Origin of the sequence: Robinsoniella peoriensis (genome assembly GCF_000797495.1) — a bacterium.
Classification (GTDB): domain Bacteria; phylum Bacillota; class Clostridia; order Lachnospirales; family Lachnospiraceae; genus Robinsoniella; species Robinsoniella peoriensis.
Genome location: NZ_JTGN01000010.1, coordinates 184,270 through 198,739, shown reverse-complemented (window position 1 = coordinate 198,739; position 14,470 = coordinate 184,270). Strand labels below are relative to the sequence as shown.

11 protein-coding genes are annotated in these 14,470 nt (G+C 42.0%); 2 read left to right on the top strand and 9 right to left on the bottom strand.

The annotated features are described in order from the left end of the window. Positions 1 to 11: 11 nt before the first annotated feature. Positions 12 to 803 (top strand): 4Fe-4S binding protein, encoded by a 792-nt coding sequence (locus tag QR40_RS20135; RefSeq protein ID WP_044296533.1) that lies wholly within the window; start codon positions 12 to 14, stop codon positions 801 to 803. A 476-nt stretch (positions 804 to 1,279) separates the two neighbouring features. Next, a complete protein-coding gene (locus QR40_RS20130; RefSeq protein WP_152614256.1) occupies positions 1,280 to 1,507 on the top strand; it encodes a hypothetical protein in 228 nt (75 codons plus the stop codon). Between the two features lie 91 nt (positions 1,508 to 1,598). Here the strand turns inward: QR40_RS20130 and QR40_RS32655 are convergent, their stop codons facing one another. The 9 genes from QR40_RS32655 to QR40_RS20090 all read right to left on the bottom strand — a co-directional run bounded on the left by QR40_RS32655 (position 1,599) and on the right by QR40_RS20090 (position 14,402). Further along, entirely contained in the window at positions 1,599 to 1,721 is a 123-nt protein-coding gene (locus QR40_RS32655; protein ID WP_255348072.1) for a hypothetical protein, read from the bottom strand. Positions 1,722 to 1,930: 209 nt separating this feature from the next. Then, positions 1,931 to 3,247, bottom strand: coding sequence for a hypothetical protein (locus QR40_RS20125; protein WP_176731069.1), 1,317 nt, complete (start codon positions 3,245 to 3,247; stop codon positions 1,931 to 1,933). 320 nt (positions 3,248 to 3,567) lie between these two features. Beyond that, positions 3,568 to 6,387, bottom strand: a complete 2,820-nt coding sequence (locus QR40_RS20120) for an alpha-L-rhamnosidase-related protein (protein ID WP_081998998.1) — start codon at positions 6,385 to 6,387, stop codon at positions 3,568 to 3,570. A gap of 70 nt (positions 6,388 to 6,457) precedes the next feature. Next, the gene (locus QR40_RS20115; protein ID WP_027296696.1) at positions 6,458 to 7,333 is read right to left on the bottom strand and encodes a carbohydrate ABC transporter permease; all 876 of its coding nucleotides are present in this window, start codon (positions 7,331 to 7,333) and stop codon (positions 6,458 to 6,460) included. 11 nt (positions 7,334 to 7,344) lie between these two features. After that, positions 7,345 to 8,241, bottom strand: a complete 897-nt coding sequence (locus tag QR40_RS20110) for a carbohydrate ABC transporter permease (protein WP_044296530.1) — start codon at positions 8,239 to 8,241, stop codon at positions 7,345 to 7,347. Between the two features lie 92 nt (positions 8,242 to 8,333). Continuing rightward, entirely contained in the window at positions 8,334 to 9,749 is a 1,416-nt protein-coding gene (locus QR40_RS20105) for an ABC transporter substrate-binding protein (RefSeq protein WP_044296529.1), read from the bottom strand. Between the two features lie 130 nt (positions 9,750 to 9,879). Then, positions 9,880 to 11,406: a response regulator transcription factor gene (locus tag QR40_RS20100; RefSeq protein ID WP_044296528.1), complete on the bottom strand. Its 1,527-nt coding sequence runs from the start codon at positions 11,404 to 11,406 to the stop codon at positions 9,880 to 9,882. Then, positions 11,399 to 13,159 carry a cache domain-containing sensor histidine kinase gene (locus QR40_RS20095; protein ID WP_044296527.1) on the bottom strand — a complete coding sequence of 587 codons (1,761 nt, stop codon included), beginning with the start codon at positions 13,157 to 13,159 and terminating at the stop codon, positions 11,399 to 11,401. Before QR40_RS20095 ends, QR40_RS20100 begins: the two co-directional genes overlap by 8 nt. 325 nt (positions 13,160 to 13,484) lie before the next feature. Then, positions 13,485 to 14,402, bottom strand: coding sequence for an ArsR/SmtB family transcription factor (locus QR40_RS20090; RefSeq protein ID WP_044296526.1), 918 nt, complete (start codon positions 14,400 to 14,402; stop codon positions 13,485 to 13,487). Positions 14,403 to 14,470: the final 68 nt, after the last annotated feature.

Sequence of the window (14,470 nt, the reverse complement as noted above, 5' to 3'; positions counted from 1 at the left end):
GGAGGAATATCATGAATATCAAAAGTGTACACTGTTTAACCTTTAGCCCCACCGGCACCACAAGAAAAATTACAGATACTATTTCTGCTGTTTTTCAAACCAAAATTCATAATCATGACGTAACCTATGACAGAACAAAAGACTTCCCCGATTTCGCCAGTGAAGATCTGCTGATCGTTGGCATCCCTGTCTACGGTGGCAGAATCCCCGCAATATTAGAAGATCTGTTTCACCGCCTTCATGGGAACCAGACGCTTTGTATTCCTGTTGTTCTCTATGGAAACCGGGCTTTTGAAGATGCTCTTCTTGAATTATCTGATCTGCTGAAAGCGCAGGGCTTTATAACTGCAGGCGCGGGTGCTTTTATCGGGGAACATTCATATGGAAGTGAAATTGCAGGCGGACGCCCCAATGTATTTGACCTCGCAGAAGCTAAAAAATTTGCTGAAGCCGTCCGGGATAAGATCACTGGTATTGACTCCCACGAAGCTATAAAACCATTACATATTCCGGGAAACCATCCTTATAAAGAACGTTCCGCCCCGGGCATTCCATGGGGTCCGGTTACTATGGATTCATGCAATAATTGTGGAATCTGTGCCACCGTCTGTCCCATGGGTATCATTGACCGGGAAGATCCGAAAAATATTACGGATCCAGGCAGCTGCCTGCATTGCTGTGCCTGTATAAAAACCTGCCCGCAGAATGCTAAGGCTATGGAATCAGAATTTTACAAGAAGTTCAGGGGGTTCTTAATTGCAAATTGTTCTGAGACACAAAAAGAACCCGAGATCTTTATCTGAATCTAATTAAAGCGGACCCTCCAACATCTTATATAGTTAGTATAAGACTTAAAGTTACTAGACATTAAATTTGGGTTTTGCTAAGTAATGACGCTTTGTAGATGTAGGTAGTGTACGGAAAGAGAAGGGGGCGGACCAGGACATTGGTTTGGAAGGCTTACCGCAGAACTGGCATTTTCTAACCTTCCCGGAGCACTTTTTGGCGGCACGCGGGCATTCGCTCCGAAATCCTGATGCATTTCGCAGCTCACTGCCCGCTTAGTATCCGATGGGAGCCAGTCGAATACTATCCGCCAAAAAGCACTTCGGGAAGGTAAGTAAATGCTCAGCTCTGCTATACGCCTTCCAAACCAATGTCCTGGTCCGCCCCCTTCTCTTTCCGAGATAGCATTCGTTGATACAAAGCTGCTTTTCTCAGCATGATGGGGCCCTGGGGTTGTGGCATGCCGGACGTGATTGGCGTAAAGCAACTGATCTTGAAAACAGAATTTGTTTTCCATTCTGTAACCAGAAAAAGGAACAAACTTCCATCTTCTTTTACGCAAACAGCCGAAACATACTGCGCTGCATCCAATAAAGAACAGCCAGCCACAGCCCAGGGGTTCCAACCTGCTGAGAAAACCAGCTTTGTGGCGGCAACCTGGATCTCGGAAAGATGGGTGTGGGAAACTGGCATGGGCGGAGGATGCGTAGAGCAGAACTGAGTATTTACTTACCTTTCCGGAGTGTTTTTTGGCGGATAGTATTCGACTGGCTCCCATCGGATACTAAGCGGGTACTGAACCGAGAAATGCATCAGGATTTCTCGGTGAATGCCCGCGTGCCGCCAAAAAGCGCTTCGGAAAGGTTAGAAAATACCAGTTCTGCGGCCAGCTGACGGAGCCCATGCCAGTTTCCCACACCCATCTTTCCGTACACTACCTACATCTACAAAGCGTCTTTAATCAGCAAAACCCAAATTTATTTGTATTACTTCTTACAGAGACTCCAACATCATAATCCGAAACTATTACCCCATAGGTACGATCAGGCCAAGAAGTTCTTACATAGTAACAAAAAAGTTCCGCGCCATAACACTGGCAGCGGAACTCTTTTAGTTATCCATGAAAGCGAAAGATATAATGATATCAGACCGACTCTGAAAGTTCCAAATTGCAGTCAACGGTTGTCAGCACCTTATTTAGTGTCATTGAGTGCATAATTCTCATCCACGCCTGCTTTGTATTTTCAAAGTCCTGATAATGTTCAGCTACGTGCTTTCGGAAAAAATCCAATTCTTCTAATAATACATAAAAATCATCATTCCCAAAATGTTTACAGATTTTCGGTATGGTAAATTTCAGACTCTTTTCAATATTCTCCATTGCGTCCTCATACTTCGCTCTTTGGGTAATATATAACAGAAGAGGCTTATACCTGACCCAGCCAATGGATGCTTTTAAAAATCGTTTGGAAATACTTCCCCCATTGGATTTCATTGCTTTTAGTTCATTTGGCAGTGCTCCGGATAATAAGCTTCCATACGCAGAAAACCCATCATGAAAAGTATAACACGGGATTCTTGTAATGATATTCTCTCCAATGCAAGTACTTAAAAAAGTATCTTCGCCTCTCGCCCCGGGAGGATTATAAAACGGAAATAGTTTGTCTGGATCTTTCAGATTAATGCCGAGATTGGCACCTGATATAAACTTCATACCATTTTTTTCTTTTACTTCACTGACAACTCCATGGTCGATTTTACCTATATCTGCATAGGTAACGCCGCCGTTCTCCATCTTTTCCCTGACGGATTCCCAGTTAATAATATCATTGCTGATGGCTTCTATAAAGATCTGAAAATCATGTTCCGTGAAATTTTCATCGAAAGATATCTTGGGAATTGGAGAGATATAACCACAATGACAGCCGTTTGTCATATCTGATCCCTTAATATTCTGAATATGGGACTCGAGCACTGACTGCCCTACCCACATTAGACTTTCACCCATCTGCACATTGGCAATAGGATACTCATCATCGTCCAGAAATATCAATTCATCCATCTTATTTAACATGGCGAAATATAGCACTGCGTTACGCTTCATGGCATATCCTTCACCAAAGATTAATTTTGCATCTCTGACACTCAGAATTTTTTTTGAAACTAAGGCAGATGCTTCATTTGCTATGGCTGCTTTTCCCAAATAGTGCACCGAGTCTATCAAATCCAGTATTTCTTCATCCACAATCTGATAATCCGACAATTCTGTGTTGGTAAACTTCAGGTCATATGCCACAAATAAATGAAGTGCATATTTTTTGATGTCAATCGTCTGTGAATCTTTCCAGTCATTCAGGTACGATCTTACTACCTTTCGAAAATTCTTTCTGCCTGTTACAAAACCAATCCCTATATTTATTTTTTTATTTTTGATAACATTGTCCTTCTCTCTATTGGGCAAACACAACTTTCTTACTGTATTTTTTTCTTCTTTTGCACAAGTTCCGGTTCAGCTGCTTCTGTAGTCACTGCAGATGGCAATACTGCACTTTTCTTTTTCTTCTTGCCTTTTTTTGGATTTTTGTCTCCCATAATATTGACCTCATATCTTTCTTTTCCCTGTAGGAAATAAAAAAAGCCACTTTCATTATAAAAGTGACTTGTTTCGAGTTCATATTTAATTTACCTCAGCGCCCTTTCACCAGGAGATGCTGATAGAGTAAGTGTAACACCTTTCGGACATGTTGTCAAATTTACCGGCATTTTTGCAGGCTCTTTCCTTTATCCGAACCGGTGAATCCTCATTTCACAATCAGACTTTTCCTCATATACAACCTGTATTTTCTTCGGTATCCTGGCTCTGCATTCTTTCCTTCCACTTTCCCTGCTCCACTCAATATGGATTACTCCATGAGGTGTAGGCACATCTCCTCTGCACCACTTCATATCCCATAACGGATCTTTTATTTCTACTTTTGCAAAGCCAGCCTCCAGCATCTGTACCCCAAGGGCATATTTAATGAAAAAATATGCGGGTGAAGCCGACCAGGAATGACAGTAACTTCTGGTTCTGCTGACTTCGTAAAAGCCCGGAAATACTTCCCAGCAGGTAGTGGAATCATATTTCAGCATTTCACCCCATCGGATTTTAATATCATCCATAATATCCTGCAGTCTGCCCTGTCTCACCAGACACTCATACTGGTAATAAAGCATAAATGGAGAACCGGCCTGTATCATTTCCTTTGGAGCATGAAGAATGTAATCCTCTGCTATTTTCTTCTTATCTTCATCCAGGATTCCGCCATAAAGCAGCAGCAGAATATGTGTCTGTATGCTGAATGTACGGGAAGGTCCATACTGGGGAGAATAGCCGTCCCGATACATTTTTTTATCAGAATCCCAGAGCTTCGTATCCATATAAGCTAAAAGCCTCATTCTGCAGTCCCCAAAATAGGCTGCGTCTTCCTCATGATCACTTTTTCCCGCATACGCTGCAGCTAATCCGTAACAATATGCCAGAACAGCCTGCTGTCCCGTAACTACACCATGATTATGAATATCCATATCTGCCCAATCCATCATATTCCAGGCATTAATTAAGAAACCTCCGTCCTCCTGTATAAATCCTGCATAATAATTCAGGGTTTCTTTTACCACACCATACATCTGCGGGAAGATAGCTGTATCGCCGCTCACCTTTGCATACTCGAAAATTGAGATGATCCAGTTCATGGTCCACATTGGAATAGAAGTATTCCAGTCCGTAGGTGTCAAAGCATTTAGCAGGGGTGTATTTGCCCTGGCTTCTGCAGAGAGCTCTATACTGTGCTTTATCAGGTCATATTCTCCAAAAAGGTAGGCATTTGTAACGGCACTGATGCCTGCATCTCCAATCCAGAAAGCCTGTTCATAAGTTGGACAGTCCGTAAAACTATCTTCCATACAAAGCTGATGGGTATGGCGGCACATTTCAAAAATCCGGTTTAACAGATAGTCATCACAAGCAAATCCTCCGAAATTACTGGGCGCATAAGTTGCATAGCTGACTCCGAAATCCCGAATCATCACTATATTCCTGCATTCCCGGAAGGTCAGCATGGCATAACGCATCCCCATACGTGCCATACAACGGTATGACTGCCATCCTTCTTTACAGATGTAACGCACGCTGTTATTCAGACCTATGGTATAATCGATCTCCCCCTGATACATATTTTCAAAGCAGTAGATATCTAAAATAGTTCCCGCCGGCGCTTTTATTGTAAATTCCAGACTCCCGGCGTAGATATCCTCGAAGTCCACAATCATCCGGTTCCAGCCATTGGATACCGGAGGGTCTAACACGGTAATTTCCTGATTGTCCCACAGCATTCCCAGATGCCGGGGCTCCACGGCTGATTCTGCAACTACTTTATCTCTCTTCGCCAGGGAGTAGATATATGCATCACTAAAAATATACTGCGGCTCTATGTAGGTAACCGGACCTCCTGCCTCCACCATTTCTTCCAGTGAGGATACCGTGAATAAACGTTTATGAATATCCGGATAATCCTCCAGCCGGTTATATTCATCCAAACCTCCATATACCCTTTTATATCCATCAACCACTGGAACGATTCTGGATGTAGGCCCTTTTACGAAAAAGTTTCCTGCCACCATCAGCTTCTCCGGAAAGCAAAATTCCATATGGCAATATAAATCATCAAATTTCCCCGATATCTGCAGCAGGAAGAAGTGCTTTCCTTCTTTTAGAAATACCGGTATTTCCCTATGTTCATTGGAAACCTCATACAGCTTTCCATCTATAGTAAAATCCCCGATTATCCCATTCCAGGTCCTGTTTGGAAATGCAATCACACCCTCCATATCCTGTGGTACAATAATCTCACACCCCAAAAACCCGGAAAATATCGTCTCGTCTGCATCTTTGCGCCCCGGGAAGAAAGCATTTCTTGTATTTACAGAAAATTGCTGGCACCCCGGCATTACCTCCTGTATCCTTTTAATCTTTGCAGGGGTCTTTGCCTCCCTCTGGAATTGACGCAGCGGATTCTTTTTTAACCTGCCCTGGCTGTATTCCAATACCCTGGCTGTTCCCCAGTTTTTTGATATCTCCAGTTCTTCCATCCACCGGCTGTCAAATTTATTGGCATTGTAATAATCTCCAAAGCCCAGGTTCACATTTCTCTTTACCGTATGAGAAATATGGCCGCTGTCTTTTGCACATTTCGTTTTCTCCCCGGAAGCTGTTAATACTTCATCATTGGAAGCAACCTGAAACCATACTTTCCCCTCTTCTGCAACAGTCTGATAGGTAGACCATCCGTAACTCCACACCCGCACTGCAAGAAAGTTGCTGCCAGGCTTAACATCCGGGGTCATATCATACAAATCATAAAATAATTCACCCGGTCCGGAACGGATCGGTCCCCGTCCGATTTCTTTTCCGTTTAAATAAACAATGTATCTGGTAACCCCGCAGATCATTAGTTTTATATCCTCCGGCTCCCACCCGGCATAAAATTCTGCGGTAAAGCAGCCCCTTTCATTTTCCGATTCCTGATGTTCTGAAATCCAGATCCACTTTCCCTCCATCATAATACCTCCTGGTCTGTACAATAATCGTATTTTTTAAAAACCGTCCAGCATATCATATATCATATCGCACCTACCCCTTCACGGCTCCGCCTGTAAGCCCTGCCACAATCTGATCCGAGAAAAGAAAATATATAATAATGACAGGAATCAGCGCAACAGTTGCTGCTGCAAAAACCTTATTCCAATTTGCAAGAAAATTTGCAGTGTAGGAATATACGCCCAGCGTAAGAGTTCGCACAGAAGCCTTTGTCAAAAATACCAGCGGCAGATAAAAATCATTCCAGATCGTAACAAAGTTTAAAAGCCCAACGGTAGCAATTACCGGTTTTGAAATAGGTGTAATGATGCTTTTAAATATCTGAAACTCCCCTGCTCCGTCAATTCGCGCCGACTCAATCAGGGATTCCGGCAATTCATTAAAGAATTTCGTAAAGACAAACACCGGAAAAGACATATTTGCAGTATAGATCAGCGCCAATCCCAGCAGATTATTAGTCAGATGAAGCCTGGAAAGCATGATATACAGTGGCAGTATTCCCAACTGGATAGGAAACATAAGCCCCACTAAAAAATAGGTCTGCAAAAATTTACGGCTCTTAAACCGATACTGGGCAAGTCCGTATGCAACCATGGAAGCCACTATAACCAATAGCATTAAAGAGACTCCAACCAGAAAAATACTGTTAAAAAAGTAGCGTAAAAATCCATCATCCCCCAGAACAATTTTAAAATTATTCATTGTAAATTCTTTCGGAAAACCTATGGTATTATTGATCAGATCCTGTTTTGTCTTAAAAGATGAAAGGATCGTATTTCCGATTAAAAAGATAGATAAAAAGGTGTAAATAACCAGGATTACCGAGATGATATTTTTCCCGATTACAGCCCGTTTTGATTCAATTCTTCTGTTTGACTTTTTTTGCCGTTTTCTCATCATATTCCCCATTATATCCCCTCCTAATCCTTCTTACGCTTCAATAATTTTGTAGTGACCAGAGAAAACGTAAGAATAATAAGAAACATGGCAACACTGATGCTGGAACCAAATCCGATAGACGTTTCCCCGAAATAAGTACCGCCAAAAGCGTAACGGTAGAACACCATATTGACAAAATCAATCTTATTATTCACTCCACCCTGGGGACCAACCAGAATATAAGGGATATCAAACATCGTCAGAGCATAGATCACGCTCAGGGTAATATTCGTAGACATAGAAGCGCTCAGTGACGGCAGTACCACATACCGAAACCGCTTCCATCCGCTCGCCCCGTCAATAATGCTGGCTTCAATAATTTCCTCCGGTATCTCCTGCATATCAGCATAAAAAATCATCATACCGGAGCCGATACACTGCCAGATTACCACCATAACAAATATTTTAAATACCAGTTCCGGATTGCCCAGCCATGCACTTTTTGCCTGGTTGCCAAACAGGCTTCCCACTATCTCATTGAGAACTCCAATATTGGGATCCAGCATAATGATTGCAAAAAACCCAACAATTGACGTACTGATTACGTACGGTAAAAATAACATCATACGGATGTATTTATGGAATTTGATCTTTATATAGATCATGTAGGCAAAAAAGATCTGCAGCGGTGTAATTACAAGCAATACGCAGACAAGATATTTAATGTTATTGCCTAGTGCATTGAAGAATATTTTCGACATTCTGGGATCAAACATCAGCTTTCTAAAATTATCCAGACCAATAAATTTCATATCTCCAATGCCGCTCCATTCAAAGAAGCTGAAATAAACGGCACATATAATCGGTACTATCATAAATATGGTATAAATCAAAAATCCCGGTGCTATAAAACCGATGTATGCCTTTCTTTTTCTCATTGCAGGCACCCCTTTCATTATAAAATCAGGGGGTGCTGTACAAACACCCGTCTGGATGGTACAACACCCCTTTCCTATCCGTTTATCCTGTTTTAACGGGTCAGTGCCGCAAGTTCATCCGTAAATTCCTGTGCTGTCATACCTTTGGTAAATACTTTTGTCTGATCCTCTTCCCATACATTTCTGGGGCTTTCCCCCTCTATCTCCAAATATCCCAGAATATTGTAGTAGCTTTCCGTCTGGATATCAAACTGGGCAATTTCGTTAATTACTTCATTTTCCGATACAATTTTATCGGTACACGGAATGGAATCTAAAGATTTAATCCAGGCTGTCTGCCCTTCCAGGCTAGAAAAATAGTTCACAAATGCAAGTGCTGCATCCGGATTTTCCGTGTCCTTGCTGACGGAAAAACCAACGGAACTGGTTCCTACAAACGGTCTTTTACCATCTTCCGTAGGAAGCTGGAATGCGCCAAAATTCAGCTCGGGGTTATTTTCCTGGATAGTCTGGATATTCCAGGTTCCTTCGATACACATTGCCGCGTCACCTTTGGAGAATGCAAGCAATGCACCGGACTCATCCACTCCGGTATATCCAGGCCCATAATATCCTTTATCTGCCCATTCTAACATCTTGTTATATGCGGCTACCACTTTCGGATCGTTTACTTTCGCTTCTCCGGTATCTACATATCCTTGAATCCAATCCAATGCCGTCGCTGCCAGGACCGGTTCAAACTGGAATAAGATTGCCCACGGATCGGAAGCACTAAAGGAAATCGGAAGATAACCTGCATCATTGATACTTGCCAGAGCCGATTCAAATTCACTGAATGTCTTCGGTACTTCCAGTCCCAGTTCTTTAAAAATATCTTTGTTATAGAATACAGCTCGTCCACCTACTTCTGCTGTAGGAGATGCGTAGGTTTTATCGTCTACCTTAACCAGGCTCATTGCATTTGTTCCGTCGTATAAAGAAAAATCCACTTTATCGGTCAGATCCATTAACAGTCCCTGTTTTACGTAAGCCTCCAGATTCGTGGTAGCTGTGCCGTTTGTCCAGAACAAGTCCGGTGTTTCGCCCGCCTGCATCGCTGTCTGAAGCAAATTGTAATATTGATCGGAGGTCTTAATCTGGTACTCTATCTCCACATTGGGGTATTTCTTATTGAATCCTTCGATTACAGCTTTCAGAGGTGCCTCAAACTGCGCCGTATGCTCCCATACCACGAGTTTTCCGCCAATGTCTCCCGCATTTGCATCCCCGCCCGTACTTTCTTTTTCTGTCTTCTTTTCTGTCGTCTTCTCTGTCACTGCCCCGGTGGTTTCAGAAGCCTTTGCCTGTGTTTCTTCTGCTTTTTCTGTTTCAGCCGCCGCTTCTGTAGTCTCCAAAGCCTTTGTATCCCTGGCCTGCATCTGTGCCGGCTCCGTACCGCCTCCGCATCCCGACAAAATACCTGCCGCCATACTTACGCACAATAAAGCACTGATCATTTTCTTCTTCATATTGATACCTCCCATATCATTTGATATATTTATTCTAACAAGAAGGCTTCTTTATCACTAGTAAGAAAATTTATTCATTTATTCAATATTTTTCTGTCTTTTCCACTTTCCTAACTGCCTGTTCACGATATTATGATTTATTCACATAATTTATATCAGAATCCATAAAAACGCCTTTTCTAAACTCGCCTACTGTTTTCCCGGTGATCTGTTTAAATACCCGGAAAAAATAATTGCTATTCATAATTCCTACCTTTGCAGCAATTTCCTCAACGGACTCTTCCCCCTTTAGCAGCAGTGGTTTTGCTTTTTCAATCCGCAGGCAATTGAGATAATGAACGAAAGTATCCCCCGTATGTTTCTTAAAATATTGGCAGAAATAGGCTGTACTCATATGAAAATGTTCAGCAACCTCTTTCAGCGGCAAATCCTTGACATAATGCTCTTCCAGATAGGATTCCATTTTTTCAGCCATACTCTCTTTGTCCATGAGATAAGCCTGTACCCGCTTTCGGATATCGGACAGCCATAGCAGCAGCTCCTGCCCCGAATCAAAACTATTTACCAGAATATAGTTGGGGGATTCTTCCTTGGAGAATAATTTATAAAGTTCTGTCTGGTAATATTTACTCAGATAATCTTCCATATCATGTATAAATTTTACCACCTGCAGCTTTACCTCTTCCGGCGGCCGGTTTGCTTCCTTTTCCGCTTTTAAGAACCGTTCCATCTGTACAGATGCCTGTTCCATCCACTGCTCACTAAATGCCTCTTCTTTTTCAAATACAGGCGCCGGCATTATCTGCTCCCGGGACGTGGAATTGTGAAGTTCTATCAGTCTGGAAGTTTCATAGTAAAAAGACAGGCTGCATCCCTCTTTGGCTTCTTTATAAAAATGATTCACCTGACTCAGACTGTCAAATATGTCCGTAATGGACAGAAATAGATTTTTATTAAAATAATTCTTCATATTTTTTCTGGCATTCTGATAAAAATCCAGTACTTTTTTATTGATCTGATCGGATGTCTCTTCCGGTTCAAACCGCATAATACAGAAGACTTCCTTTCCGTGTCTCAAAAAACATTCTCCCATGTGGTTAATATTCAATATTTCCTGGAGGATCTCAACGAGAAAATCATAATCTGTATTTTCTTCACTGATTGTTGTCCGCTCTCCGGTTCCTCTCAGGTTTATATAAGCAATACGATAGCGCTTATCTCCATTTCCGTCTTCAAAAAAAACCGGATTATCATTTCTGCCCTTGGAGATCATGCCCTTTTTTAATTTTTTCTGATAAATTTCGGAAACCAGTTTGGGAAGCTCATCTTCTGACAGTTCATGCTTTAATATGTATTTATCCACACCAAGTTCCATGGCACTTCTGGCATAAGAAAAATCCTCATAGCAGCTCAGAACAATGACTGCCATATGGGACATCTGGGATTTCAGATGCCTGATCAGATCCAGCCCTGTCTCACCGGTCAAACGAATATCCGTAATCAGCACATCTGCCGTATTCTGCTGAAAATAACGTTCTGCATCTTCACCGGAGCCAAAAGCCGCAGCCACTTTCATTTCAGCGGAATATTCATCCAGACACATTTTCATGCCCAGGCGGACCAGCATTTCATCTTCTACAATTACTATATTAATCAAAATTTATACCTTCCTCCTCACCAATAACCGGAAGCCGCAGTAAAACCTCCGTTCCTTCGTTCTCATGGCTTACGATAGACACGTGATAGCTTTCACCATAGTTCAGGCGGATACGCTCCATTACGTTTACAATGCCAACGTGATCCATTCCTTTTGAGGTATCCTTCGCATTACAATCCGCCAGAACACCGGTATTAAACCCTTTTCCATTATCTGTGATCTTTACATAGAGTGCATCTTCTTTGTAAAACTCCATGAGGATTCTGCCCCCATCCGGCTTATCTCCAAATGCATACTGAATGCAGTTTTCCACAAAAGGCTGCAGAATCAGCTTTAATATTTTTAAATTCCCCAATTCCATAGGCAGATCATATTCAAAATCAAAATTCATAAAACGCATTTTCTGGATATAGACATAACAGCCCAGCAGTTCTACTTCCTGCCGGAGAGTGATTTCCTCATTAGTATTATAGGTAACGCTGACCATTAGTTTAATCAGGGACTCTATCATCTTCTTGATGTTCGTCTGCTTATTGGCTGCTGCCATCCATTTAATGGTATTCAGGGTATTGTAGATAAAATGCGGTCCAATCTGCATAGAGAGCACTTTGATCTTTTCTTCATTCTTGGCCTTTTCTTCTTCCCTGATATCCCGGATCAGACATTGTATTTCATCCACCATATAATTAAAATTTGCTGTCAGCATTCCCATTTCATCTGCGCTTCCGGTTTCCCTGATCCTTTGGAAATCCCGCTCTGATACTCTGCGCAGGCCCGTACTGAGATTTTGCATTGGTTTGAAAATATAGTGAGACAAAATATAATAGGCAGTAAACAAAAAAACCGCATAGAGGCATGCTATCACCGAAGCCATCCATTTAATATAGTTTACATCCTTAAAAATAACACTCTGATCCGTCACTGTTAAAAGTACCCAGTCATTCACCTCGGATGAGGAACAAACCACCGTCTTTTCTTTTCCTGTATCCGGGTCCTGATAGGAAAAGGATCCGTTTTGCTGCATGAGCGCCTTCGTAAACAGTTCTCCATTTTGAAACACCCCTGTCTCTTCTTCATAATTGCTGGTAACGATATGCCTGTTCCTGGAGACAATATAATAATCCGTGCCTTCTTCATGATATATGGGATTTTTTAAAATATTCGTGAACAGATCTTCTGAGAAAAACAGCCACAGGGTACCTACATTTTGATTCGCAGAGTTGATCGCTCTCGCCAGTGCAAAGTTTTTCGGTCTCTGATTGTAGGATGCAGACATCTGCTGCGTTGGAATCCAGATCACCTTCCCTTTTTTATCAAGGACCTGCTCCAGATGTTCATCCAGGTACTCCTCCCAATTCAGATAGTGATAACCCGAATTATATATAATCCCATTCAGGTCCAGTACTGCGGAAACAATATATTTCTCAGAATTCACAATACTGCTTAGCAACTGGGATATGTACTTATCCTCTTTGGAATAGTCTTCTCTGTTAATATAATTTTTGGCAGCCTCATTATAATACAGGGACATTGAAGTGTCCTTGAAACTGGAGAACTGTAATTCAATATTTTTATGGGTTTCTTTCATGATGTTCTGCTTCTCGGCAATGATGCTCTTTAGCGCATAAGAAAAATAGCTTTTTACAAAAAAGCCTAAAAAGAAAATACTTGGAATAATAACACAGACAACAAAAATAACAATAATCTTGCTTTTTAGCTGGAAAATGATTTGATGATGACGTCTTTCTTCCATAGAACCCCCCGTCCTATTAAAAAAATCTGTATACTTTGATATTTTTCCCTACTTTTTACTATATAACAAAAACGCGGGAATGTCAAAATAGGGGGATAAACTTTTAAAGTTAACACTTTTAAAGCTACAGATTTAATAAATTCAGGTTTTGTTGAGAAATAGATGCTATGCGGATGGGGGCGTATACGAAAAGATAGGGCATAGAGGAATTACATGGACTCTGCCGACTGACCGCAGACGTCCACGCAATTCCTCTATGCCCCATCTTTTCGAAATTCAGGCTGTCGCCACAAAGCTGGTCTTAAGAGCGAATACATGCCCTGATCTATTCATTTTCATAATGTACCCGGACCATAATATCCTGGTTATAATTCCCGAATCCCGCACCAAATAACGTGAGTCCGCCCACATGTTCCGATTCCTTCTCTACTTCAAATCGAAACCGGATTACCCCTGCATCTTCCAGCCGTAACTGATCCAGCCCCACATTCGATATCTGGAGACCGTCTACATATGTACCGCCTCGGCTGATGACTACCAGTTTTAAAAGACCGTACTGATTCAGGCTTCTGCTCCACCAAAGCGGCGTATAAATGCCATGTCTTCCTCCAAAGTCTCCGGGACTTGTCCACTTTCCAAGTGACTGCCCATTGAGTTTGAAAGTAACATCCGACATCCATTCATTGTTATAACTGGGTGCCTCGGATGAAATCTCAAAACAGAGCGTAATCTGGGAAATATGGTGCCCCGGTGACAGCAGTCTGGACATATTGTACTCTACATATCCCTGGGTAAACCAGATAATACCTGCATCCACATGCTCAGGTCTTGCAAAATCTTCCGGATTATCCCATCCGCCAATCCGGTGATCCCCGGTAGCCAGACCACAGGTGGGGTATACCTCGTAATCACAATAATCCCCCACCATAAATTCTGTCTCTAACAGAGTCATTTCTTTTTTATCCTGTTCCTTTGCATCCACCAGAATTTCATTCACCTTAAGCCTGCAGATTTTCTGGTTTCCCCTGCCGCCGCATTCTGTCAGCACATCGATAATCCCTGCTTCTGACAGCTTTTTTATATGGCTGGTAATGGCACCGTTTGTAATATGAAGCGCCGATGCCAGTTCCCGCATATTCATTTCATTATTTTTTATAAGCAGCTTTATGATATTCACTCTGAGATCAGAGCCCAACGCTTTAAAAACCGAAGCGCCTTCTTCTAAACTGTTTATTACCAGCATCTTTTTATCCTCCCTGAAATACGAACCCTGTTTGTGAACTTTGCGGAAATGAAAAAGCGGGGATTCCC